At 72.4% G+C, this 23,672-nt stretch carries 25 protein-coding genes; 11 read left to right on the forward strand and 14 right to left on the reverse strand.

Translation table 11 applies throughout. From position 1 onward, the window contains the following. Positions 1–39: 39 nt before the first annotated feature. Positions 40–498, forward strand: a complete 459-nt coding sequence (locus tag KUV85_RS03250) for a TadE family protein (protein ID WP_219961786.1) — start codon at positions 40–42, stop codon at positions 496–498. Between the two features lie 151 nt (positions 499–649). Next, the gene (locus KUV85_RS03255) at positions 650–1,450 is read left to right on the forward strand and encodes a hypothetical protein (protein ID WP_219961787.1); all 801 of its coding nucleotides are present in this window, start codon (positions 650–652) and stop codon (positions 1,448–1,450) included. A gap of 3 nt (positions 1,451–1,453) precedes the next feature. Here the strand turns inward: KUV85_RS03255 and KUV85_RS03260 are convergent, their stop codons facing one another. The 11 genes from KUV85_RS03260 to KUV85_RS03310 form a co-directional block, all read right to left on the reverse strand. After that, a complete protein-coding gene (locus KUV85_RS03260; protein ID WP_219961788.1) occupies positions 1,454–1,618 on the reverse strand; it encodes a Flp family type IVb pilin in 165 nt (54 codons plus the stop codon). A gap of 114 nt (positions 1,619–1,732) precedes the next feature. Further along, positions 1,733–1,939 (reverse strand): Flp family type IVb pilin, encoded by a 207-nt coding sequence (locus KUV85_RS03265; protein WP_237690190.1) that lies wholly within the window; start codon positions 1,937–1,939, stop codon positions 1,733–1,735. 231 nt (positions 1,940–2,170) lie between these two features. After that, positions 2,171–2,824, reverse strand: coding sequence for a response regulator (locus KUV85_RS03270; protein ID WP_219961789.1), 654 nt, complete (start codon positions 2,822–2,824; stop codon positions 2,171–2,173). Beyond that, a complete protein-coding gene (locus KUV85_RS03275) occupies positions 2,821–4,377 on the reverse strand; it encodes a sensor histidine kinase (protein WP_219961790.1) in 1,557 nt (518 codons plus the stop codon). The genes KUV85_RS03270 and KUV85_RS03275 overlap by 4 nt, the downstream gene beginning before the upstream one ends. Before the next feature lie 15 nt (positions 4,378–4,392). After that, positions 4,393–5,319, reverse strand: coding sequence for a type II secretion system F family protein (locus tag KUV85_RS03280; RefSeq protein WP_219961791.1), 927 nt, complete (start codon positions 5,317–5,319; stop codon positions 4,393–4,395). A 1-nt stretch (position 5,320) separates the two neighbouring features. Further along, positions 5,321–7,228, reverse strand: coding sequence for a type II secretion system F family protein (locus KUV85_RS03285; protein WP_219961792.1), 1,908 nt, complete (start codon positions 7,226–7,228; stop codon positions 5,321–5,323). Positions 7,229–7,232: 4 nt separating this feature from the next. Then, a complete protein-coding gene (locus KUV85_RS03290) occupies positions 7,233–8,738 on the reverse strand; it encodes a CpaF family protein (RefSeq protein WP_219961793.1) in 1,506 nt (501 codons plus the stop codon). A gap of 1 nt (position 8,739) precedes the next feature. Next, positions 8,740–9,915 carry an AAA family ATPase gene (locus KUV85_RS03295; RefSeq protein WP_219961794.1) on the reverse strand — a complete coding sequence of 392 codons (1,176 nt, stop codon included), beginning with the start codon at positions 9,913–9,915 and terminating at the stop codon, positions 8,740–8,742. An 11-nt stretch (positions 9,916–9,926) separates the two neighbouring features. Then, complete coding sequence (gene cpaB, locus KUV85_RS03300) at positions 9,927–10,640, reverse strand: Flp pilus assembly protein CpaB (RefSeq protein ID WP_219961795.1); 714 nt, start codon at positions 10,638–10,640, stop codon at positions 9,927–9,929. A 190-nt stretch (positions 10,641–10,830) separates the two neighbouring features. Further along, positions 10,831–12,141, reverse strand: a complete 1,311-nt coding sequence (locus tag KUV85_RS03305; protein WP_219961796.1) for a phytoene desaturase family protein — start codon at positions 12,139–12,141, stop codon at positions 10,831–10,833. Continuing rightward, a complete protein-coding gene (locus tag KUV85_RS03310; protein WP_219961797.1) occupies positions 12,138–12,617 on the reverse strand; it encodes a YbaK/EbsC family protein in 480 nt (159 codons plus the stop codon). Before KUV85_RS03310 ends, KUV85_RS03305 begins: the two co-directional genes overlap by 4 nt. Before the next feature lie 80 nt (positions 12,618–12,697). Here KUV85_RS03310 and KUV85_RS03315 point away from each other — a divergent pair, with 80 nt between their 5' ends. The 5 genes from KUV85_RS03315 (at position 12,698) to KUV85_RS03335 (ending at position 16,429) form a co-directional block, all read left to right on the forward strand. After that, positions 12,698–13,162, forward strand: coding sequence for a hypothetical protein (locus KUV85_RS03315; RefSeq protein ID WP_219961798.1), 465 nt, complete (start codon positions 12,698–12,700; stop codon positions 13,160–13,162). A gap of 230 nt (positions 13,163–13,392) precedes the next feature. Next, on the forward strand, positions 13,393–13,863 hold the full coding sequence (locus tag KUV85_RS03320; protein WP_219961799.1) for an SAV_6107 family HEPN domain-containing protein: 471 nt from the start codon (positions 13,393–13,395) through the stop codon (positions 13,861–13,863). Positions 13,864–13,898: 35 nt separating this feature from the next. After that, positions 13,899–14,606: a class I SAM-dependent methyltransferase gene (locus tag KUV85_RS03325; protein ID WP_219961800.1), complete on the forward strand. Its 708-nt coding sequence runs from the start codon at positions 13,899–13,901 to the stop codon at positions 14,604–14,606. A gap of 24 nt (positions 14,607–14,630) precedes the next feature. Beyond that, positions 14,631–15,857 (forward strand): DNA polymerase IV, encoded by a 1,227-nt coding sequence (gene dinB / locus KUV85_RS03330; protein WP_219961801.1) that lies wholly within the window; start codon positions 14,631–14,633, stop codon positions 15,855–15,857. 104 nt (positions 15,858–15,961) lie between these two features. Then, on the forward strand, positions 15,962–16,429 hold the full coding sequence (locus tag KUV85_RS03335; RefSeq protein ID WP_219961802.1) for a DUF3040 domain-containing protein: 468 nt from the start codon (positions 15,962–15,964) through the stop codon (positions 16,427–16,429). Positions 16,430–16,546: 117 nt separating this feature from the next. Here KUV85_RS03335 and KUV85_RS03340 read toward each other — a convergent pair whose 3' ends face one another. From KUV85_RS03340 to KUV85_RS03350, 3 genes are read right to left on the reverse strand one after another with little or no spacing between them, the layout of a single operon-like run. Then, entirely contained in the window at positions 16,547–18,856 is a 2,310-nt protein-coding gene (locus tag KUV85_RS03340; RefSeq protein WP_219961803.1) for a transglutaminaseTgpA domain-containing protein, read from the reverse strand. Next, complete coding sequence (locus KUV85_RS03345) at positions 18,853–20,094, reverse strand: DUF58 domain-containing protein (protein WP_219961804.1); 1,242 nt, start codon at positions 20,092–20,094, stop codon at positions 18,853–18,855. Before KUV85_RS03345 ends, KUV85_RS03340 begins: the two co-directional genes overlap by 4 nt. Next, positions 20,087–21,058: an AAA family ATPase gene (locus KUV85_RS03350; protein WP_237690242.1), complete on the reverse strand. Its 972-nt coding sequence runs from the start codon at positions 21,056–21,058 to the stop codon at positions 20,087–20,089. The genes KUV85_RS03345 and KUV85_RS03350 overlap by 8 nt, the downstream gene beginning before the upstream one ends. 320 nt (positions 21,059–21,378) lie before the next feature. Here KUV85_RS03350 and mraZ point away from each other — a divergent pair, with 320 nt between their 5' ends. The 4 genes from mraZ (at position 21,379) to KUV85_RS03370 (ending at position 23,665) form a co-directional block, all read left to right on the forward strand. Further along, complete coding sequence (gene mraZ / locus KUV85_RS03355) at positions 21,379–21,801, forward strand: division/cell wall cluster transcriptional repressor MraZ (protein ID WP_237690191.1); 423 nt, start codon at positions 21,379–21,381, stop codon at positions 21,799–21,801. 222 nt (positions 21,802–22,023) lie between these two features. Further along, positions 22,024–22,188, forward strand: a complete 165-nt coding sequence (locus KUV85_RS03360; protein WP_219961807.1) for a hypothetical protein — start codon at positions 22,024–22,026, stop codon at positions 22,186–22,188. A gap of 8 nt (positions 22,189–22,196) precedes the next feature. Beyond that, entirely contained in the window at positions 22,197–23,162 is a 966-nt protein-coding gene (gene rsmH / locus KUV85_RS03365) for a 16S rRNA (cytosine(1402)-N(4))-methyltransferase RsmH (RefSeq protein ID WP_219961808.1), read from the forward strand. Further along, a complete protein-coding gene (locus KUV85_RS03370; protein WP_219961809.1) occupies positions 23,162–23,665 on the forward strand; it encodes a hypothetical protein in 504 nt (167 codons plus the stop codon). The genes rsmH and KUV85_RS03370 overlap by 1 nt, the downstream gene beginning before the upstream one ends. Positions 23,666–23,672: the final 7 nt, after the last annotated feature.

Raw genomic sequence — 23,672 nt, forward strand, 5'->3', positions numbered from 1 at the left:
ACGTCACCACCACGTGCTCCCGGAGAGGGGTCGATCAGCATGCGACGTACGACCGGTCGCGCCGAGGAGCGTGGTGCGTCCGCCGTCGAGTTCGCGCTGGTCGTGCCCCTGTTGGTGACGATGGTCTTCGGCATCATCACCTTCGGCTACATGCTGAGCTTCCGGCAGGCGGTCAGCCAGGCCGCTGCCGAGGGGGCCCGGGCCGCCGCCGTGGCCCCGGCCACCGCCGATCGGAACGCGCGTGCGACCGAGGCGATCAACGACTCCTTGTCCAGCTACGACGTGGTGTGTGCCGGTGGTGGACTCACCCACGACGGGTCACCTGCCGGCACCTGCAGCATCTCCGCGCCCGCTGCCTGCACCACGGGCGCCGACGGCGAGTGCGTCGTCGTGACGCTGGACTACCTGTACTCCGCCGAGCCACTGCTGCCGGCCCCGCTGGTCGGCCTGATCCTGCCCGACAACCTCCGCTACGTCACCGAGGTGCGGGTCAGCTGATCGCTGGCCGCATCCGGCTGGCGCCCGTTCCGGTACTGCGGCCCTACTCCTCACCGCGCCGGACGACATAGACTCCCCACAGGGGGAGGGAGGCACGTCAGTGGGCGCGGACAGCCAATTCGGGGGAGACGCCGAATCGATTCGCCGTTGGTTGGCGCAGCGGTCCACCTATGCCTCGGACGAGGTCCGCCTGCGGGTGCCGCCGGAGCTCCGTCGTGGCGCCGAGCCGCAGTTCATCGACGACGACCCGACCGACCCCGGGCTCGACCGGGCTCGGGGCCGGGACGCCGACGGTGTCGACGCCACGGCGAGCGGCGCCGCGGTCGTCGACGCGCTCCGGGCTGCCTCGGGTGAGCCGCCACGTCGTCCGCAGGAGGACGCGACCGAGGCGACGGGGACGACCCCCGCCGGGCCGCGACGACCCGGCCGACGTCAGTCGCCGCGCCAGCGCCAGCAGGTGAGCGATGCGACGTACGCCGCGCGCTCGACCGACGTCGTCTTCGACGAGCGCGACGGGATCCGCCGCACGCTGACGGCCCTGGCCGGGCTGATGCTCGTCGCCGCCGTGGGTGCCGGCGTCGTCGCCTACCTCGAACGCACGCAGCTCACCCTCGTCACGGCGGCGACGATGGCGGTGCTCGCGCTCGTCGTGTGGGGAGCGAGGATCGCGGCCACGCCGACCCGGGTGCAGATCAGGCACGGGCAGCTCGAGGTCCGTCGCCCCGGGCGGGTCGAGGTCGCCGACCTGGCCAACGCCCGCACACCGATCGCGGTGGTGGGACGCACGTCGAGCAAGCGGTGGCGGGTGCTCATCGAGCGGGCGAACGAGCCGCTCCTGGTCGTCGACGGGTCGATGGTGGATCCGGATGCCTTCACCGACGTGCTCTACCACGTGCATCCGCAGCTCTGGTCCGAGCCGGGTGCGGTCCTGGAGCCGTGGCAGCTGCGCTGAGCGTCAGGGCCAGCTGGTCACGAAGTCGGTGAGGTCGGTGAGCAGTCCTTGGCCCAGGGCGGCGACCGAGCCGAAGATGACCGCGGCGACGAGGGCGACGAGGAGGCTGTACTCGACGGCGCTGGCGCCCCGTTCGGTACGCCGGGACTGCGGGTGTGGAGCGAGCATGACGGGTCTCAACGCCTTCGGCTGGATGGGCGGGGCTGCAGTGCGGTGGTCCACATGCGACGTGGCCGCCCTCCCCGGAGGGAGCGGCGGCCACGTCGGACGAAGTCAGTTCGGTCAGTCGCCGGCTTCCTCGCCGCCACCACCGAGGTTGGTGCTGACAGTGGTGAATCCCTCAGCGATCTGGGTGCCGAGGGTGGCGACGATGGCCACGATGCCGGCGGCGATCAGGACGACCAGCAGGCCGTACTCCACGGCGGTCGCGCCGCGCTCGTCGCGACGGGCGGCGAAGAGGTTGGTGAGGGCGATCAGGTACTGCATCATGGCGGTTTCCCCTTGGTGGTTGTCACGGATACGTGGTCGGGGCGGTGTGCCCCGCCTTCCGATGACCCAAGTCTGTCGGAGTCCCGCGGTGGGGGAATCCAGCAACGATGCAGGTTCGTGTAGTCGCAACGGACTAGGTGCCCGTCGTCGGTCGCCGGTCTCGACACGCCCGACCAACGGTGACGAGGGGGCGAGGAGGCTCGATCGACGGCCCGGGCGGCTTCGCCCTCGTCAGCGGGCGGAGGGCTGCACCGTCGAGAGCAACCCGATCCGCATGGCGGTGACCAGCGCCTGGGCGCGATTGGCTGCGCCGAGCTTCTGGTAGATCCGGGCGATGTGGGACTTCGCGGTGGACTCGGAGAGGTAGAGCCGGTCGCCGATCGCCGCCGCGCCGAGGCCGTCGGCGAGGAGCACCAGCACCTCGTGCTCACGTTCGGTCAGGGCGGGCACCTGGCCGGTGGTCCGGCGCTGGAGCGCCCCGGCGAGCCCGGTGCAGACGAACGCGCCGGGGGAGACGGCGGCGTGGCGGGTGGCCTTGATGACCTCGGTGGCCGGCGCATCCTTGCCCACGAAGCCGGAGGCACCGGCCTCCATCGCCGCGAAGATCTGGTCGTCGCCGGAGTGCATCGTCAGCATCACCAGGCCCGTCTGCTTGTCTCGTTGGCGCACCGAGCGCACGATGTCCAGGCCGGTCCCGTCCTGCATCTGCAGGTCGATCACCATCACGTCGGGCGAGAGCTCCTCGTACGTCGCGAGGCCCTCGGTCACGGTGCTGGCGGTGCCGACGATCTCGAGGTCGTCCTCGAGGTCGAGCACCGCCCCGAGTCCGCTGCGGATCAGTTCGTGGTCGTCCACCATGACGACGCGGGTGGGGGTCTCGGTCATGATGCGCGCTCCTCCATGCGTTCGGTGGTGCCGATCTCCTCGTGGCCCGGTCGTAGGACGACGCGCACCGTGACTCCTCGGCTGGCGTTGTCCTTGACCTGCAGTCTGGCACCAATCAGTCGGGCACGCTCACGCATGATCTTGAGTCCGTGGCTGTCGCTGCGCCCGGACTGCAGTCCGACCCCGTTGTCGGTGACGGTGATCCGGGCCTCCGGCGCGTACACCTGGCACTGCACGTCGATCGCCGTCGCCCGCGCATGCTTGACGGCGTTGTTGATCGCCTCCTGGGTGATCCGGAACAGCTCCGACTCCACCTCCGGTCGCAGTCGGGTCGGCTGCTCGTCCAGCCGCACCCGGATCGGGATGCCGGAGGACTCCGACAGGTGCCGGGCGATCGCGCTGATGGCGGCCCCGAGGCTCTCGTGCTCCCCGATGCTCGTCCGCAGGTTCATCACCGAGCGGCGGACCTCGGCCACCACCCCACTGACGCGGTCCCGCAGCATGGCCAGCTGCTTGCCCTGCTGCTCGTCCGCAGGTCGCGCTGCGATCGCATCGACGAGGTAGCCGAGCGAGGCGATGTCCTGCGCCACACCGTCGTGCATCTCCCGCGCGAGCCGCTGGCGTTCGTCGGCGGTGGCCGCGTTGCGGAAGCGGGTGAACAGCAGCGCCGTGTCGAACTTGACCGCGTGCGAGGCCAGCGCCCCGCGCACCTCGGCGATCGGCAACGTGTCGGTACGCCGCGTGTGCGGCAGGGCACCGGCGATCACGGCGCTGTCGCCGATGCGGAAGGCGAACACCTTCCCGTCGTTGACCGGAGTTCCCCACGTGGTCGCGTCCAGGGCGGCCGTGAGCAGCTGGTGCGACGTCTCGTCATCGAGCTCGGTCGAGGATGCCACGGGCGTCATGACGTCGCCGCTGGGCACGAAGAACTCGAGCCCGCGGTTGGGGATCCGGTCGCCGACGACGGCCAGCATCTCGCCGCCGAGTGCGGTCACGTCCAGTCCCGAGGTCAGGTTGTCGGAGAGCTCCAGCAATTGGCGGATGAGGTGCTGGGCGTCGCGGTAGGGCGCGATGGCGGCGTCCGCTGCGCGGTCCTGGCGGAAGGTGTAGTGCGCGACCCAGCTCAGCCCGACGCCGGCCATGGTCCAGGTGAAGATCGCGACGCTCTGCTCGGCGGTGATCTGCTGCCACCACAACAACGCGAACCACGTCACGGTCACCGACTGGAACACCACCACGCGCACCAGGGTGCGGACGCCTCCGACCGCGGTGGCGAAGAGCGGTGGCACCACCAGTGCCGCGAGGATCGCCTCGGAGTACTCCATGCCGAGTGCGCAGATGACGCCGACCGCCACGGCCTCCACCGTCGGCGGCAGCGTGAGCTCGAGCTCACGACGGGTCAGCGTGACGCCTTGGTAGATCCAGAGTGCGCTCAGTGCGACGAGTGCCAGGAGTGCCTCGCGGTCGCGGAACCACAGCGCCGGCGCGCCGATGGCGAGCAGGGCGAACAGTCGTGTCGCCCCCAACACCATCAGGGCGTTGCTGATCGGCATGTGGCCTCCTGCGGGTTACTGCGCGGAGCCGAACGCTTCCATGGCCGACAGCGCGCCAGGACCCATGATGACAACAAACAGGCAGGGAAGGATGAACAACACCAGGGGAACCATGATCTTGACCGGCACCTGGTGGGCCTTCTCCTCGGCGTGCTGACGCCGCTTGAGGCGCATCTCCTCCGACTGCACGCGCAACACCTGCCCGATCGGCACGCCGAAGGCGTCGGCCTGCACCATGGCCCCGACGAAGGCCTTGAAGTCGTCCACGTTGGTGCGACCCGCCAGCGCCTTGAGCGACTCCGAGCGGCCGAGCCCGAGCTGCATCTCGCGGATGACGCGGGCGAACTCCTCGGCGACCGGGCCGTCGGTCTTGCGGGCGACCTGTTGCAGCGCCGCGTCGAACCCGAGGCCGGCCTCGACGCTGATGGTCAGCAGGTCCACCGAGTCCGCGAGCGTACGCCGGATCGCCTCCGAGCGCTGTTGGGTGCGGTTGTAGAGGTAGATGTCGGGGGCGAAGTAGCCGACCACCAGCCCGCCGAGCACGATGACCACCAGCCAGGTCAGCCCGACGCCGACCAGCAGGCCGTAGGCCAGTCCGGCGACGGGGATCGCCACCGCGCCCATCACCTTCATGCCGATGACGCGGTCCACGCTCCAGTCGCGGGGATTGCCGGCGAAGTCGAGCCGGCGCCTGATCTGTTCGGCTTGGTCGGCGCCCGTGATGCGTCGTCCCACCGACAACGCCCGCGCCTGCAGCGGTGCGAGGACCCGGTCGGCGAACGGGACGTCTGCCTCTGCCGCGAGGTCGTCCGGAGCGGTCGAGAAGTCCTGGAGAACCTCCAGCGACCGCTCGACTCCAGTGGCGGTGCGTCCGGAGAGCAGCGCGGTGCCGAGCAACGCGAACGCGGTGGTGAGACACACCAGGGCCAGCAGCAGCGTCATCTCACACCTCCATCCGGACCATGCGGGTCATGATGAACACTCCGAGCGAGAGCCACAGCACGGCGCCGAGCAGCATCGCGATCCCCAGCGCCTCCTGGAACAGGGGCGCCATGTAGGCCGGGTTGGTGACCGCGAGGAACAGCGCGAATCCCGGGGGGAGCGAGCACAGCAGGATCGCGGAGAGCTTGCCCTCTGCCGCGAGCGTCTTGACCTGGCGACGCAGGTAGTGCCGCTCGCGGATGGTGTTGCCCACCGTGGTCAGGATCTCGCCCAGGTTGCCGCCGACCTGGCGCTGGATGCGGATCGCCATGACGACCCAGGCGAAGTCCCGGCTGCCGAACCTGGCCGCGACGCCGTCGAAGGCATCCTCGAGCGAGACGCCGACGCGGTGCTCCACCAGGACCCGCTTGAACTCACCCGCGATCGGGTCGGTCCCCTCACGGACGACCGTGTCGACGGCCTGGGCGAGCGAGAGTCCCGCAGCCAGGGCGCCCGAGAGCAGCTGCAGCGTGTCGGGGAGTGCGGCGTCGAAGGCGCGTCGCCGTCGCCCCGCCTGCCAGCGGAGGTACAGCGGGGGCAGTGCCGCCCCGAGCACGAGGAACACGAGGCCGATGACGATGCTGCCGCCACCGAGCAGGAGACCCAGCAGGCCGGCGATGAGCACGACCCCCACGTGGAGGATGAGCCACTCCGCCGGCTTGAAGCCGCTGCCCGCGGCCCCGAGGCGGGTGTCGAGGGTGGTCTGCAGCCCCTGGTTGCGCTCCAGGATCCCCGACGCGGCGGACCGCGCCTGGTCGAGGAGCTGGTCCGGGTCCCGCCGGGTCCTGCCCGGCGCCTCCTGCTCACCGACGTACGCCGAGACCCGCTCGGCGATCGTGAGCGGTTGCTGGCGCGCCGGCACCAGTGCGACGGCCATCGCCAGCGCACCGACGGCCAGCACGGCGATGCCGACGGGGAGGAGCCATCCCGGGGTGTCCCAGCCCGACAGGTCGGCCGGCGCCGCCAGTGTGGTGTCGTCCTCCCGCGTCGCCTCCTGGATGGGGACGAAGGCGCTCGCGACCACGGCGTCGTCCGCCGTCGGGATCCGCACCTCGATGGTGGCCTCGGTGGCGGCGAAGTCGTCGGGCAGCGGAGCGGTGACCAGCACCTGGTCCGCCAGCACCTCGGCCTCCTCCTCGAAGGTGCGCGCGAGGTTGCCGCCGTTGGCCGTCAGGACCCGGCCACCGCCCGCCTCGGCGACGTCCTCGAGCTGCTCGAGCCGGCCGCCGCGCTGTCCCAGCGAGACGACGTCCACCAAGGTGTTGGTCGACGCGACGGCTGCCGTCACGTCCTCCAGCGACGTCTGGTTGCCGGTGTCGGCGCCGTCGCTGAGCACCAGGAGGGAGCGCTGGCCGGTGCTGCCAGCGACCTCGATCGCGGTGAGCAGGCCGTCGTACAGCTTGGTCTGGGGGCCCAGCGAGAGGGCCTCGACGACCGAGCGCGCGCGGTCGCGGTCGGTCGTCGGCTCCAGCGCGGTGGCGACGTCCTTGTTGAAGGTGACGATGCCGACCGAGACGTCGCGCGGCACTGCCTCCAGGTACGCGGTTGCCGCCGCCTTGGCGGCGGTGAAGCGGCCGTTGCGGTCCATCGAGTTGCTGACGTCCATCACCAGCACGGCGATCCGCTCGACCACCGCGCCGGCGCCGGCGGGAGCGGCGCTCGCAGCGAGGTCGTCGCCGTCCAGGGTCGCCGTGGCCGCTGCGAGGTCGAGGTCGGCGTCCGGTGGCACGTCGACGAGGACGCGGAGCTCGCCGTCGGCGGCCTCGGCGTGTGCAATGGAGCCGTCCTCGGCGTGGGCGGCCGGGCCCCACGAGACCAGGAGCGCGGTCACCGCGAGGACGAGCAGGCGCAGCACGGCGCGCGTGGTCATGGCCTCAGCCACCCATCCGGAAGACCAAGGGGTCGACCGCGACGTTCTCGTGCGCGAGCTTCTCCAGGAACTTGGGCCGGAGGCCGGTGGTCCTGAGCGAGCCCAACGCGCGACCGTGCTCGTCGAACCCGGCGGAGTGGTCGAAGACGAAGACGTCCTGCAACGTGATGACGTCGCCCTCCATCCGCTCCACCTCGGTGATGTGGGTGATGCGTCGTGAGCCGTCGCGCAGGCGCGTCTGGTGGACGATGAGGTCCACCGCCGAGGCGACCTGCTCGCGGATCGCCCGGATCGGCAGGTCCATCCCCGCCATCAGCACCATCGTCTCGAGACGGGACAGCGTGTCGCGGGGGCCGTTGGAGTGCAGCGTGCAGATGGAACCGTCGTGGCCGGTGTTCATCGCCTGCAGCATGTCCAGTGCGGAGGCGTCGCGGACCTCGCCCACGACGATGCGATCGGGCCGCATGCGCAGGCTGTTCTTCACCAGGTCGCGGATCGTGATCGCACCCTTGCCCTCGATGTTGGGCGGGCGAGACTCCAGGCGGACCACGTGGTCCTGGTGCAGCTGGAGTTCGGCGGCGTCCTCGATGGTGACGATGCGCTCGTCGCTGGGGATGTAGCTGGACAGCACGTTCAGCGTCGTGGTCTTGCCGGCGCCGGTGCTGCCCGACACGATGATGTTGAGGCGTCCACGGACGCAGGCCTCGAGGAAGTCGGCCGTGTCGGCCGACATCGTGCCGAAGCCGATCAGGTCCTCGGTCTGGTAGGGGTCGTCGGCGAACTTGCGGATCGTCAGCGCCGACCCGTCGACCGCGAGCGGCGGCACGATCGCGTTGACACGGCTGCCGTCGGGCAGGCGCGCATCGACCATCGGGCTGGACTCGTCGACCCGTCGGCCGATGCGACTGACGATCTTGTCGATGGTGCGGCGCAGGTGGGCCTCGTCGTTGAACCGGACCTCGGCCTCCTGGAGGCGTCCGGCGCGCTCCACCCACACGCTGGTCGCTCCGTTGACCATCACCTCGGAGACGTCCGGGTCGCGGAGCAGCGGGTCGATCGGCCCGTAGCCGAGGATGTCGTCGCTGATCTCCTGGGTGATCCGGTGCCGGTCGCCCACCGAGATCGGCGTCTCCTGGGCGCTGAGCACCTCGGTGAGGACGGTGCGCACCTTCTGGTCCAGGTCGTCCTGGTCCATGTCGGCGTCGTAGAGGTGCGGTCCCAGCTCGCGGAGCAGCTGGTCGTGCACGTCGGACTTCAGCTGCTCGAGCCGGTCCGCCTCCTTGGAGGCCAGCGTGCGTCGCGCGGCGGAACCCTCGGGCTGGGGGACCGCAGGCCGCCGGTCGGCCAGCGGGCTGCCGCTCGGCGGCGGCGCGGACGCGCCGGCGGCGTGGCCGCCACTGCCGTCGACGGAGGGTACGTCGTCGCTCCTGCCGGCCGCGTGCTTGCCGGTGGCCTGCTTGCCCGCCGCCTGGTCGCGCGCGGACTGCAGTCGCTCCGAAAGGCTGGCCATGTCACTTCCTCCCACGTCGGAACAGGCCGCGGCGGCGGCTCGGTGCGTCGGCGTCACCCGCGCCCGCGCCGATCGGTTCACCGGTCACTGCCCCGGCCAGCTCGGTGAACGCGCGGCTCGCGGGGTGGCCGGGGTTGGCCAGCACGATCGGCGTACCGGAGTTGGTGGCGGCCGCGATGTCGAAGGCGCTGGCGACCCGGCTGGCGACGGTCATCCCGAGGATGCTCTCCACCTTGTCGACGGTGATGCCGACCTGGTCGTCGGCGCGGTTGAGCAGCAGGTGTCGGTGGCCACGGGCGATGTTGAGCACGTCCATCGTCTCCAGCGCCACCTTGACGTTCTTCAGCGTCGGGACGTCGAGCGTGGCGATGATGACGCACTCGTCGGTCTCGTCCAGGGCCGTCAGCGTGGCGTCGTCGAAGGACGGCGAGGTGTCGACCAGGACGTAGTCGTAGTTCTCGCGCAGGGTGCGCAGGATCCGCGAGATCAGCAGCGGCGTGATCCGTTCGCGGGTGTCCGGTCGACTCGGTGCAGCGAGCACCGCCAGTCCGTTCTCGTGCCGGGTGAGCAGTCCCTCGAGCATGTCGGCGTCGACCGACTCCTCCGAGCCGACGGCGTGTTCGATGGAGTGGGTCGGGAACAGCTGCACGGTGATCGCGATGTCCCCGAACGCCAGGTCGAGGTCGACCATGCACACCTTGCGGGAGCCGCCGTCGGCCAGCGCAAGCGCCAGGTTGACCGCTGAGGTGGTCTTGCCGACTCCGCCCTTGGGGGAGAACACCGTGACGATGCGACCCGCCTGGCTCACGCTGCTGGAGCCGCGCAGCGCCCGCGTCAGCTCCTGCGCGCGCTCGACCGCCTTGGTCAGGGTCGACTCGTCCTCCAGCGCCACTGCGTCGCGAGCACCGGCGTGCATGGCCTTGGTCAGGGTCGCGGTGTCGATCTGCTCCCGCACCAGCACCACGCTGACCGTGGGGTGGGTGACCTGGAGCTCCTCGGTGAGGGCGAGCGCCGCGTCGAGGGGTACGCCGGCACCGACGACGACGGCGTACTCCTCACGGTGCTGGTCGAGCCAGCGCCGCAGCACCTCGAGCGAGTCGACGGTGTGGGATCCCGGCGGCAGGACGCCCTGGGCGCGCTGCGCCAGGGAGGGGTCGGGTTCGACGACCACGGGCATCGGGGCTCACCTCACTCGAAGATGGTGTCGGGCTCGACGCCCTCGTTGCGCTCGACCTTGCTGCTGTCGTTGAGCAGCCCGACCGAGAGCTGGCCGAGGGTCTGCGAGAGGCGCAGCTTCTCGACCTCGCGTTGCTTCACCGCGACGGTGATGAGCTGCTCGGTCTCGTTGCCGCCGTTCTCCTGACGACCCTCGCTCGGCACCACGCTGGTCGAGCCAGTGGCGATCACGGTCACCCGCTGGAGCAGGAGCCGGCTGTAGTTGCCGTCGACGGTGAGGAAGACGGCCACCTCGGCACCGGGGCTGATGAAGGAACCCACGCGGGCCGCGTCCTCGACGCTGATCGACATGGCGATCTTGCCCTCGGGGATCGGCAGCGTCGCGGCAGCCTCGATCTCGTCCACCCCGCCGAACTTGACCGGGATCAGCTGCTCGCCGGGGTAGATCGTGGTCAGGGCGACCGATCCCTGCAGCGGGTCGGCGTCGTTGCTCGCGCCCTCGAGCACCTGGTTGCCCGCGACGAAGCTCAGCTCGACCTTGCCGCTCTCCAGGGCGGCGTCGATGCTTTCGCCGGGATTGATCTTCTTGGCCGCGGTGAGCACCTCGACGGCCTCGTAGCGGTCGGCCGCACGGTTCTCGGCGCCCTGCGCGTAGACGAAGACCAGCAGCACGCCGAGCGCAGCAACGACTGCTGCCACGGCCAGCAGCAACCTACGACGATCCATGCCTGAGCCTCCCGCTCCCTGCAGGTGCACCCGAGCGAACCCGCAGGTCCGTGCGCCTTGACGATGTCTCCCTTGCCCGCGCCGAGAGTGCGGCGCGGACCTGACGCTAGCCCAGATGGGTCAGGCGCGATGCGGAATCCGGAAAACGCCCGCACCGCCCCGTCGCGGCGGCACCGGTGCGACCGGAGAGTCAGGACGCAGGCCCGATGGCGGCAGCCACGAGGGCACCGGACTGGACCACGAAGGGGACCCCGGCGCCGGGCGTCGCGTGGGCCCCGGCGGCGTAGACCCCCGGGACCGGCGTGGTCGGGCCGAGCCGGTGGCGCGGAGTACCCCGGCCCTGCCAGAGGACGCCGTACGGCGACCCGTGCCACTCCTCGACGAGTTCACGCGGGGACTGGTCGACGCGCGTGACGACCTGGTCGCGCACGTCGAGGCCGGACCGGGCGAGGACGGCCACCATGTCCTCGGAGAGCTTGCCGCGGCCGAGCAACGTCCAGGCGCGGTGACCACTCGGCGCAGTGCCGTCGGGGCGCACCGTGATCATCGCGTCGCCGTGCAGGACGACGTCGTGCTCAAGCGCCGGCGCCTCGTCGGTCAGGCCGAGACGGGTGACCACGGGCGGGATCGCCGGCATCGTCCGTTCGACGTGGCGCGCCAACGCGGGCAGCCGTCGCGGGTCGACCGCGACCACCACGGCGTCGGCCTCGATGGCGCCCTCGTCGGTCTGCACGGCCGCGACGGCACCGTCGCGGATGACGAGGTCGCGGCCGAGCACGCCGGCGAGCACGGTCACGCGGCGGGTGGCCAGGCGGTTCGTCAGGACCTCGGCGAGCCGTGCCATCCCGCCGGGCACCTGCCAGACGCCGAAGCACTGCTCGAGGTAGGTGCCGAGGCCGGCCCAGGCCGGGACGTTGCGCAGGTCGTGGCCCTCGGCGGTGGGGAGGTAGCCCGCGATCATCGCGAGGCGGTCGTCGCGGAAGTCCCGGCGGAGCCGCTTGGCCAGGGTCTGGCGCGCCGCGAAGAGCCGCCGCAGGTCGGTCGGTGGATCGGCCGCGTCCCACGGGTTCTCGACGTAGTGGCGGCGCAGGACGTCCCAGACGGGGGCGTAGGTGTCGACGTGGGACACCCAGGCCTCGCCGAGGCCCGGCCCGAGCTCCTCGAGTGCGGCCGCCTGTGCGCCGCGCGACCCGCCGGGGAGACGCACCGAGGTGCGGTCGGCGAAGCGGTGCTCGCGGATCGTCTCCACCGGCGAGAGGTCGGCGCCGAGCTCTCGTTCCAGCGGTCGTCCACTCTTGCGGAACAGGTCACGCAGGGCGGCCGGCAGCATCGTGGTGGTCGGTCCCGCCGGCCACGCGAAGCCGTCCTGCGCGACCGTCCCGATCGCTCCGCCGAGTTCCCGGCGCGCCTCCAGCAGGGTCACCTCGTGGCGTTGCTTCGCGAGCCGGGCCGCCGCGGCGACACCGCCGAGTCCGCCGCCGACGACGACGATCCGGCTCACGGTGCCTCCATGTCCACGACGGTGCCGCCGGTGAGCGCGAGGAGCTCGTCGTGGGTGGTGCTGAACACCGCCGACGGGTGCCCTGCTGCTGCCCAGACCACGGGGTGGTCCGCGAGCCAGGGGTCGACGTAGGTGGGGAGTTCGGACGGGTGACCGATGGGGGAGACGCCGCCGATGACCTGGCCGGTGTGGTGGCGCACGAACTCCGGAGTCGCGCGGCGCAGCCCGGTCAGGCCGATCCGTCCGGCCACGGCCGCGGTGTCCACGCGGTGCGCCCCCGAGGTGAGCAGGAGCACGGGGGAACCGTCGGCATCGAAGAGGAGGCTGTTGGCGATCGCGCCGACCTCGCACTCCAGTGCAGCGGCGGCGAGGGCGGCGCTGTGGACCGAGTCGGGCAGCACGACGATGCGCCCGGTGCCACCGCGGCGCCGGTGCTCCTCGGTGAAGTGGCTGATCGAGGGGTGCTGGCGCGGCATGGAGATGACCCTAGCCCTCGCCGGACCACTAGGCTGGGCGAGGACGGCGTGCGCGGGTACGCCGTGTCGGGAGGAGCCAGATGGACAAGCGACCGGCCGTGGTCGACGTGGCGAGTTGGCTGCTGTGGCTGCACATCGCAGCCGGCGCAGTGGTGTCGGTGCTGGTGGTCGTGTTTCGTGACCGGATCGCTGCGGTGTGGTCGCCCGAGCCGGGGGCCGACAGCCAGGTCCAGCCGATCGACTTCGTCCCGGTGATCGTGGTGCTCTACGTCGTCGTCGCCGCCACGGCCCTGTTCCTGATTCCACTCTTCCGCCACGGGCACAACTGGGCGCGTCACTCGCTCGCCGGTGTCGCGGCGGGCGTGGCGATCACCGCGGTGGCCACGGCACGGACCGGTCCGCCGGACCTGATCCGCTACTCGGTGGTGGCCGCGGCGACGCTGGGTGCGGTCACCCTGGTCTTCCTCTGGCACCAGGACGCCCGTCGTTTCTGCCTCCCCGGCTCCTGGCGCCGGCATCCCGCCGACGTGGCCGCGCACGACTGAGCCCACTGAGCCCACTGAACTGACGCCCTCGCGGTCCCGGTCCACGCGTCCTCCCGCCGGATCGGCCGGGTTCTCGCAGCGACCACGGCCACGGTCGCTCCCGGTGAGCCTTGACGGATGTCGGTGGGGGCGCGCTATGGTGGTCATGTTCGAACAAATGTTCGAACAGCGGTCCCGGTGGGGACGACCTCGACCCCCGTCCCCACCGGACCCGACCGAGAGGGGCACACATGGGCATCCACGACCGTACGCCGCAGGTGCGGCACATCGACCCGGACCTGCTGCCGGCCACGACGCACTCCTACCTGGCGCGCGCGGCCGGGTCACTGAGCGAGGCCGTGACCGCCGAGGACGCCGCCACCCGCTACGCCTCCGCGCACGTCGCCGCGCTCCGCGCGGCCGCGGCGCTCCTGGCAGCACGGGCGCGACCGCATGACCGAGGTCGACGGCGTCCCCAGCGCAACGCGTGGGTGCTGCTGGCGGAGGTGGCGCCGGAGCTGGGGGAGTGGGCGACCTTCTTCGCCGCGGGCGCCGGCAAGCGGTCCGCCGCCGAGTCCGGCTCCGAGCGCGCCGTGAGCGCCCGGGAGGCCGATGACCTGGTGCGTGACGCGGACCGGTTCCTCGGGCTGGTGGAGCAGTCGTTGGGGTTGACCCCGCACCTGGACGTCGACATCACGCGCTCGGCGCGCGTTGCCGGCTGAGCGCCGCGCGACGCGAGGTGTCTAGGGTTGGGGCCATGGCATCTGGTGACCGGCGGGAGATGGCCCGCACGGCCGTCGTGTGGGACGCCCTCGCAGCCCACCTGGACGGCCCGCGGCTCGACGTCGTGGACATCGGGGGCGGCACCGGCGGATCCGCGGTGCGGATCGCCGAGATGGGCCACCGCGTTGCGGTCGTCGACCCGAGCCCCGACGCCCTGGCCGCCCTGTCCCAGCGGGCGTCGCAGGCCGGCGTCGAGGTCGCTGCCCACCAGGGCGACGTGTCCGAGCTCGTCGACGTGGTGGGATCCGACAGTGCCGACCTGGTGCTGTGTCACGGCGTGCTCGAGGTCGTCGACCCGGCCGACGGTCTCGCACGCATCCGCGAGGTGCTGCGGCCCCGGGGCCACCTCAGCCTGCTGGTCGCGCAACGGCACGCCGCAGCGATCGCCAAGGCCGTCTCCGGGCACCTGCAGTCCGCGCTGGACCTGTTGGGCGACGGTGGCGACGACGTCGCCCGCGGCACGCACCGGTTCACCGCCGAGGAGGTCACGGCGCTGCTCACCGCGGCCGGGTTCACCGTCGACGCCCTCCAGGCGGTCCGGGTCTTCGCCGACCTCGTGCCCGGCTCGTTGCTGGACCTCGAGCCGGGTGCGGCCACGACGCTCATCGAGCTGGAACGCGTCGCCGCGGCACGGCCCGAGTACCGCTCCCTGGCGACCCAGCTGCACGCGCTCGCCCGCTGACCGGTCGCGACCGGGTGGCACCCGGTGAGCCGGCCTGTGGACACGTCCGGGTGCGCCCTGCTGCACGTGGACATGGATGCCTTCTACGCCTCGGTGGTGGTCCGGGACCGGCCGGAGCTGCGCGACGTGCCGGTCGTCGTCGGCGGCGGGCACCGCGGCGTGGTCCTCTGCGCGAGCTATCCCGCCCGCCGGCACGGCATCCACTCGGGGATGTCGGGGCGCGAAGCACGCGCGCGATGTGCGAACCTCGTCGAGGTCGCGCCCGACTTCTCCGTGCTCGGCCCGGTGTCCCGGGCCATCATGGCGACCTTCCGCACCTTCACCCCGATCGTCGAGGTCGTCTCGCTGGACGAGGCGTTCCTGGACGTGCGCGGCGCCCGACGGCTCTTCGGTCCGCCGGAGGCGATCGCCGACGCGGTTCGGGGCCGGATCCGGGCCGACCACCGCATCACCTGCTCGGTCGGCATCGCCGACGCGGTCTCGGTGGCCAAGCTGGCCAGTCGTCGGGCCAAGCCCGACGGCGTGGCGGTGATCCCGCCCGAGCGGTTCGTGGCCGAGGTGCACCCGCTCGACGTCGGGGTGCTGTACGGCGTCGGCGAGCCCACCCGTGAACGGCTGCGGCGCCTGGGCCTGCTCACCGTCGGCGACCTCGCGGCGGTTGCCGAGGAGGACCTGGCACGCTCCTTCGGCCCGCACCGGGCGCGGGCGCTGCAGGCGCTGGCCTGGGGGCGCGACCGTCACGAGCTCCACCCCGGAGGAGCCGGCGCGTTCGGCTTCGGGGAGGGAGACCCGGAGTCGAGCATGGGTGCTCAGCACACGATGCCGGTCGACACCGATGACCTCGAGGTGCTCAGTGCCGAGCTCCTCCGGCTCTCCGAGCGCGTGTGCGGTCGGCTGCGGCGCGCCGGTCGCACGGGCCGGACCGTGGCCCTGACGGTGCGGTACGCCGACTTCGTGACCGTGTCGCGGTCCCACACGCTCACGGAGCCGACCGACGCCACCGGCGAGGTGCACGCTGCCGCGATGGACCGGCTGCGAGCGCTGCTGCCGCTGCGGCGGTCGGTCCGCCTGGTCGGCGTCAGGGTCGAGGGGCTCCGGGCCCTCGGGGCACGCCCGACGCGGCAGCTGCGGCTGGGTGAGCCGGACCCCGGCTGGTGGCACGCCGACCGTGCGGTCGACCGCGTCACGGCGCGCTTCGGCGCCGCCGCGGTCGCTCGTGCCAGCGTGGTGGGGCTGTCGCGACGACGGTGAGCCGCTGATCGGGGCCGGGAAAATCCGGACTCGGCTACCGCGATTGAACCCGGCTGCCTACACTGGTCCCAGACGCGCGAGGCATCACACCAGTGGAGGAACCCGTGCCACTGTCTGAAGAAGAGCTCCGACTGCTCGAGCAGATGGAGCGTGCCTTGGTGGAGGAGGACCCGAAGTTCGCCTCCACCTTGCGAGGCACGACCCTGCGACGGGCTGCGCGCCGCCGCGCGATCATCGCCGGCGTCGCCTTCCTGGTCGGTGTCGTGGTGCTGATGACCGGCGCCGTGAGCAGCCTGTGGGTCGTCGGCCTGGTCGGCTTCCTCATCATGCTGGGCTCGGCGATGGTCGGCCTCAGCGCGCTGCGGGGCCAGCAGCACGTGGCCGTCGACGCCGAGGACGAGGGCGGGGCGACGACCCGCCACCCCTCGGGCTTCGGTGTCATCGACGGCGGCCGTGGCAAGGCCCGTCGGGGCCGCGGCCGGCTCCGCAATCGCTCCGGGGGTGCCTCCTCGGGAAGTTTCATGGAGCGCATGGAGGAGCGGTGGCGCCGCCGCCGTGAGGGCGGTCTCTGAGCCGCTGATCGCCGATCGGCCCCCGCGGCGGTCGATCGATCCGGGCGTGGTCCGGCGCCCCAGTTCGATCCCACCTGGTTCCCGCCGGGCCCGCGTCGCTGATCGGTGGCGTCGCGCTCAGCCGAGCGGTACGGGCTCCCGGTCGCGCAGCGCGCCGCCGCGCGGTGGCCTGCGCAGCAGGGACGCCGGGAACCAGCGCGCCCGGCGACGCCGCCGCGGCGCCACACTCGCGGCGAGGGCCCCGGCGCAGGCGACGACGTCGTCGGTGACCTCGGCGACATGGTCCCGGGCGACCTCGGGGCGCGCGTAGCGGGTCCGCTCCACGGCGTCGACCAGCCGCGCCAGCGCGTCGCGGGCATCGGCGTCGTCGACGACCGGTTCCAGCGCGGAACCGATCTCCCGCGGCGATCGTTGGTCGGGCCAGTCCAGGCCCAGGTCGACGCTGGTCGCCCACAGTTCGTCCCAGGCGGACTCCGCGTCACCGGCGAGCCGATGGTCCCGCTGCCGGCGTCGCACCCAGCCGGGACCGACGGCGGCCGTCAACGCGAGCGCGATGCCGCCGGTGCCCAGCGCCACCCACGGAGCGGCGCCCCATCCCTCCTCGTCGGTGGCCACGGCGGCCCCGCCGGTCGGTCCGGGGTCGGTCGGTGCTGCCGTCGGCGCGGGTCCGTCGTCGGCGTCGGTCGTCGTCGGCTCCTCGGTCGGTCCGCCGAACTGGCCGCCGACGTCGTCGGTGCCGCCCTGCGGCGTGGAGTACGACGGCACCTCCGTGGCACGGCTGCCGGGCGTGGGCTCGAAACGGACCCAGCCCGTCCCGCTGAAGTACAGCTCGGGCCAGGCGTGGAGATCGTGGGAGGAGTAGGTCCAGGTGTCGCTGCCGGTGCGCTCGGGTCGCAGGAAGCCGACCGCCACGCGCGCCGGGATCCCCAACTCACGTGCCATGACGGCCATCGCGGACGCGAACTGCTCGCAGTAGCCCACGCGACCCTCGGGGGAGAGGAACCCCTCGAGGGTCTCGTTCCCGGTGCCGGGCGGCGCCTGGTCCAGGGAGTAGGTGAACTCGTCGCGGAACCACCGCTGGAGCCGGGTGGCGCGCGCGTAGTCGTCGGACGCGCCCTGGGTGATCCGCTCGGCCCAGGTGCCGATCGTGTCCGGGACGCCCGCCGGGAGCTCGAGGAACTCGTCGTCGACGTCGCCCGGTGTGGCGTCGCGGAAGAAGGAGCCGTCGTTGCCGTAGTCGTGCTCGATGGCCGTCATCGAGTACCGCAGCCCGGCCGTGGTCTGGTCCTCGCTCGCGAGGAAGTCCATGCTGTCGGGGTCGAAGCGCCAGTCACCCTCGGCCTCCACGCGCGAGGCGGGGAACTGGGTCGGCAGCCAGGTCGACTCGAAGTCCTCGTCGGCGGCGACCTCGTAGTCATAGGTGCGCTTGGGAACGTCGGCCTCCAGCCCGATCGGTGCCGGGAGGGCGCCGTCGGCACGGTTGGAGGAGTTCACGTCGCGGTCCCCACTGCTCCACTCCTGTCCGGTGAACCGGTGCAGGACCGCGATGCGGAGGTACGCCGGACGCGGGTCGTCAGTGCGGACCGTGACCAGCGGGCGGTCCGCGGCGCGCTGGAGATCCCGCCGCATGTCGGTCACGGGGCGCTTGATGCGGATGTCCTCGCCACCGCCACCACCGCTGCCCTCGAGCAGGCCGAGGTCGAGCACGGGGATCACCAGGGGTGAGGCCAACGCTGCGGCGACCGCGACCGCGCCGATCCGCCCGGCTCCGGCACGGAGCGCCTCGCCGAGCGGATTGACCTCGAGCTCCCGCGCACTGTCGTGGGGCCCCACGGCGCGACCCCACTGCTGCATGCGGTCGCGCGCGTCGAGGTGGAGCAGCGCCAGGAAGCCGATCGAGGCCACGAGGAAGGAGAACCAGGCCGAGCCCTCGGTGGGCACGCCCGCGGGGACGGCGTACACCGCCAGCAGGGCGAGCGCGGACAGCGGCACCCGTCGCAGTCCGCAGGCCAGCAGGTCCATCAGCACCAAGAGGATGCCTCCGCCCAGGATCAGCAGCGGGGCGACCGGCGGCGCCTCCGGGCCGATCGGGGCGGCGTAGTTGCGGGCCGACTCCAGGGCGAGGTCGAGGGAGGCGCGTACCGCGGCGAGGTTCTCACCGTCGGGGAGGTAGCTGCCGGTGGTCGCACGCGACATCGCCGCGGCGAGGACGACGACCTGTGCCACCAGTGTCACGGGGGCCGGCGACCCGACGGCCCGCAGCAGGCCACCGGTCAGGGCGAGAGCGGCTGCGGTGAGCGCCAGGGGACCGAGGTAGTCGCCGGGCACGGCGACGAACGGGCTCCACGCCGCCAGGGCCACCCACATCGTCGCGGCGGCGATCGCGCTGGCTGCGAGGAGGTGGCCGGTCCGCTGCGCGCGCGTCATCGGGTGGCACCCGCCGTCGTGCGACGGCCGCGCTTGCTGGTCAGCTCCAGCCACGCACGGTCGAGCCGGTCGTCGGGGCCGACCTCGGCTCCGCGCCACCCCGCACCGATCAAGGGTGCCGTGGCCCGGCGCGACGGGTCGGGACCGCGGCCGGCCCACTGGTCCACGTCGAGGGTGAGCGCGAGCGCCGTGGCGTGGTGGTGGCGCCACTGGCGCAGTGCGGCGACGTCCTCGTCGTCCACCGACCCGAGCACGGCGACGACCAGGCCGCCGGTGCCGGCATCGCTGGACCACTGCGTGGTGAAGCTGGGCTGGTTGACCTGGCCCAGCACGGCCAGTCGCTCCAGCAGCGCCGCGGCGCCACCGCGGGCGGCCGGGCCGTGGCTGTCGGCGGTGGCCAGCTGGACGGCGTACCCCTGCTCGTCGAGGTGGGCGACCAGCGACGCCGCCGCCGTGACGGCGAACTCGAAGCTCGAGGCCAGGCCGCGGCCGCGGTGCGAGCGGACCCGGTTGTCGAGCAGGACAGTGGCCCGCGCCTCCCAGGGCTGCTCCTCCTTGCGCACCATGAGCTGCCCGGCGTGCGCGGAGCTGTGCCAGTGCACGCGTCGCAGCTCGTCGCCGCGGCGGTACTCGCGGACCGTCACGTCCTCGGCCGACCCGGAGGCGAACGCCTGCGGGCGGTGCTCCCCGGAGCCGCCCCAGCCGCCGCCGAGGTTGCCGCGAGGCAGGTGGACCGTGCGCGGCATGACCGTGAGCGTCGCCGAGCCCGGCACGGTGGTGCGCACCTGCAGCAGGCCGAAGGGATCGTTGGCGGTGAGGCGGAGCGGGCCGATGCTGTACTCCCCGCGCACGTCGGAGCGCACCGAGTAGCTCACCGTGCGCCGCCACTCGCGGCGCAGGCCCTGCAGCACGAAGCGCGGACGCGCGCCGAGCGCGAGGGGCACCTGGTCCTCCATGAGCAGGGCGCCGGCGCCGTTGCCGCCGCGGTTGCTCACCTCCAGCGAGACGCGCACAGTCTCGCCGGCCCGGGCCAGCGCGGGCTGCAGGATCCGCGCGGTCTGGAGCTGGTAGCGCCGCCGCCCCACGACGTACGCCGTCACGAGGGGGAGCAGCACGGCGAGCGCGCCGATGCGCACCAGGCTGTCCTGGCCCAGCAGCACCGCACACGCGATCGCGGTCAGTCCCGCTGCCAGGAACGCCCGGCCGCGCAGTGTCAGGCCGGCGAGGCCACTACGCACGGCGGTGGGGCACCGGGACCGACGCCGCGACGTCGGCGATGATCCGGTCGGCCGCCTGGCCCCCCATGGCGGCCTCGGCGTTGGGCAGCACCCGGTGCGCGATGACCGCGGTGAGCAGGGCGCGCACGTCGTCGGGAATGACGTAGTCGCGACCGCCGATCGCGGCGCGGGCCTTGGCGGCACGCACCAGGTGCAGCGTCGCGCGCGGCGACGCGCCGAGCAGCAGGTTGGGGTGGCCCCGGGTCGCGGCGATCAGCGCGACGGCGTACTCCTGCACGTCATCGGCGACGTGCACCTGGCCCACGATGCCGCAGACCTTGCGGATCTCCGCGGTGTCGGTGACGGGCTCCAGGTCGTCCAGCGGGTTCAGGCTCGCGTGCGAGCCGATCATGGCGATCTCCGCGTCGGTGGTGGGGTAGCCGATGGCGACCCGCGCCATGAAGCGGTCGCGCTGGGCCTCGGGCAGGGCGTAGGTGCCCTCCATCTCCACCGGGTTCTGCGTCGCGATCACCATGAAGGGCGACTCGAGCTCGTGGGTGACGTTGTCGACGGTGACCTGACGCTCCTCCATGCACTCCAGCAACGCCGACTGGGTCTTGGGGGAGGCGCGGTTGATCTCGTCGCCGATCACGATGTTGGCGAAGACGCCGCCGGGGCGGAACTCGAACTCGCGATTGGACTGGTTGAACACCGAGACGCCGGTGACGTCGGAGGGCAGCAGGTCCGGCGTGAACTGGATGCGACGCACGCTGGAGTCGATCGAGCGCGCCAGTGCCTTGCTCAGCTGGGTCTTGCCGACCCCGGGGACGTCCTCCAGCAGGAGATGGCCCTCGGCGAGCAGGACGATCACGGCGGTGGCGACCACGTCGGGCTTGCCCTCGATGACCTGCTCCACGTTGCTGCGGATGCGCTCGGCCACCCGTGCGGCCGTGGCCACGTCGGGTTGTGAGACCTGGGCGTCCAGGTCGGCGCGGGGGGTCGGCGACTCCACGGAACTTGTCTCCCATCGACGGCGTGACGTCCAGCCTACGGCGTACCCCCCGACGCGCGACACGGGAACGGGCGCTCCACTCGGCCCCCTCCTGAAGCCCCGCCGGGCCGGATCCTCCCCACTTTTCGCTCCACCACGCCCCACCGCGGGCGCACACCCAGTGCTGACGCGGGTTTCCGGCGTGCCACGGCACCCGGATTCCCGCGGTCGGGGCGAGGAAACGCCGCGTTTGTGGTTGACGGTGGGGGAAAGTGGGGTACGGTGGGGGAAAGTGGAGGAAGCGGAGGTGCCAGATGCTCTTCATGGGCACCTACACCCCGAAGCTCGACGACAAGGGTCGGGTCTTCCTCCCGGCGAAGTTCAGGGATCGACTCGCGGAGGGGCTCGTGGTGACACAGGGACAGGAGAACTGCCTGGTCGTGTGGCCCGTCGACGTCTTCGCGGAGGAGGCCGACCGTGCCGCCTCGCGTCCGATGACCAACAAGGCCGCGCGTCGCTATGCGCGCATCCTGTTCGCCGGCGGCGACGAGAGCACGCCGGACAAGCAGGGGCGGATCGGCATCCCCGCGCACCTGCGCGAGTACGCCGCCCTGGAGAGGGACGTCGTGGTCATCGGCGTCCGCGACCGACTCGAGATCTGGAACCCCGCCCGTTGGGAGGAGTTCCAGGCCGAGGCGATGGCCGACTTCGCCGACCTCGACGAGGACGACGACTGATCGGTCACCCCGACTCACAACTCAACAACGGATCCGTCGGGCGAGGTCTCTGGCCCGCTCCCGACCAGCCACCTGGGGCACCTTCCCCGGCACCAGGCGGCACCAGCGGTCTTCTGGGACACCTTCCCCGGTTCCAGACGGCCCGGCCCAGGAGCGGGCGGGGACCTGGCTCGACGGATCCGGATCACCACCAGCCACGAGGAACGCACGAGGGGTCGAGCGATGAGCGTGATGGGCGCCAACAGTCCGGCACGGCCGGACGCCGCGCACGCGCCACGGGTGCGGGACATGGCCCGTGAGGCCGTCCTGCGGATGGCGTTCTCGGCCACCGTCTCGCTGGCCCTGGCCGCGTTGCTGCTCGTGCTCGCCTACGGGATCGGGCGCTGAGGGCGACGATGAGCACTCCTCGACACGACCCGGTGATGCTCGACCGGGTCGTTGCCCTGTTGGCCCCCGCCCTCGATCACCCCGACGCCGTCCTGCTCGACGCGACGCTGGGCCTGGGAGGTCACACCGAGGCGGTCCTGGCCCGCTGCTCGCTGGCGCGGGTCATCGGGGTCGACCGTGACCCGGAGGCCCTGGCACGCAGTCGCGAGCGGCTCGCCGCCTACGGCGACCGCTTCACCGCCGTCCACGCGGTGTACGACGAGATCCCGGACGTCCTCGCCGACCTCGGTGCCGGTGCGGTCGACGGCGTGCTGTTCGACCTGGGCGTCTCCTCCATGCAGCTGGACCTGCCCGAGCGGGGCTTCGCCTACGCGGTGGACGCGCCGCTGGACATGCGGATGGACGGCAGTGCGGGACCGACCGCGGCGGACGTCCTGAACGAGTACCCCCCGGGCGACCTCGTGCGGGTGCTGCGCGAGTACGGCGAGGAGCGGCACGCCAAGCGCATCGTCGACGCCGTCGTCCGGGCACGTTCCGAGCAGCCGTTCACCACGTCGGGGCGCCTGGTCGAGCTCCTCTACGACGCGATCCCCGCGCCCGCCCGCCGGACCGGCGGACACCCGGCCAAGCGGACCTTCCAGGCGCTGCGCATCGAGGTCAACGACGAGCTGCGCGTGCTGGAGCGCGCGGTCCCGGCCGCCGTCGACGCGATCGGCGTCGGGGGACGCGTGGTGGTGGAGTCCTACCACTCGCTGGAGGACCGCCTGGTCAAGCGTGCGTTCGCCCGGCGCTCGCGCAGCGACGTCCCCGACGACCTGCCGTTCGTGCCCGAGGGCCACGAGCCCGAACTCCGCCTCCTGACCCGCGGTGCCGAGCAGGCATCGCCGGAGGAGACCGCAGCCAACCCCCGCGCCGCATCGGTGCGCCTGCGCGCCGTCGAGCGCGTCCGACCGCCACATCGAGGAGCCGCCTGATGAGCAGCAGTGCCCCCCAACTCCGCTCCCACCTGCCGCGGACGGCTCCGCAGCTGGCCCAGGCCGCCGTACGCCGTGCCCGCCTCACGCTGGTGCCGCGCCCGGTCGTGCGGTCCAGTGCCGCGAAGGTGCCCTTCGTGATGCTGCTCTCGGTGGTGCTGCTCGGTGGCGTGATCGGGCTCCTGCTCTTCAACACCTCGATGCAGCAGGCCTCCTTCCGGGCCAGCGCACTCCAGGCCCAGGCCAACGACCTCTCGGCCCGGCAGGAGGCACTGGAGATGTCGCTGCAGGAGCTGCGGGACCCCCAGCGCGTGGCCACCCGCGCGCAGCGCATGGGCATGGTCATCCCCACGGCGCCCGCCGGCATGCTCGACCTCGACTCGGGCCGCGTGCTCGGCGACCCGACGCCCGCCTCCGAGGGGCACCGACTCCCGCTGGCCGACCCGCCGCCGACGCGGCCGTCGGTCCTGGACCCGGCGCCGACGACTGCACGGGGACGGTGACGGCGTG

Source organism: Nocardioides panacisoli, assembly GCF_019448235.1.
GTDB lineage: Bacteria > Actinomycetota > Actinomycetes > Propionibacteriales > Nocardioidaceae > Nocardioides > Nocardioides panacisoli_A.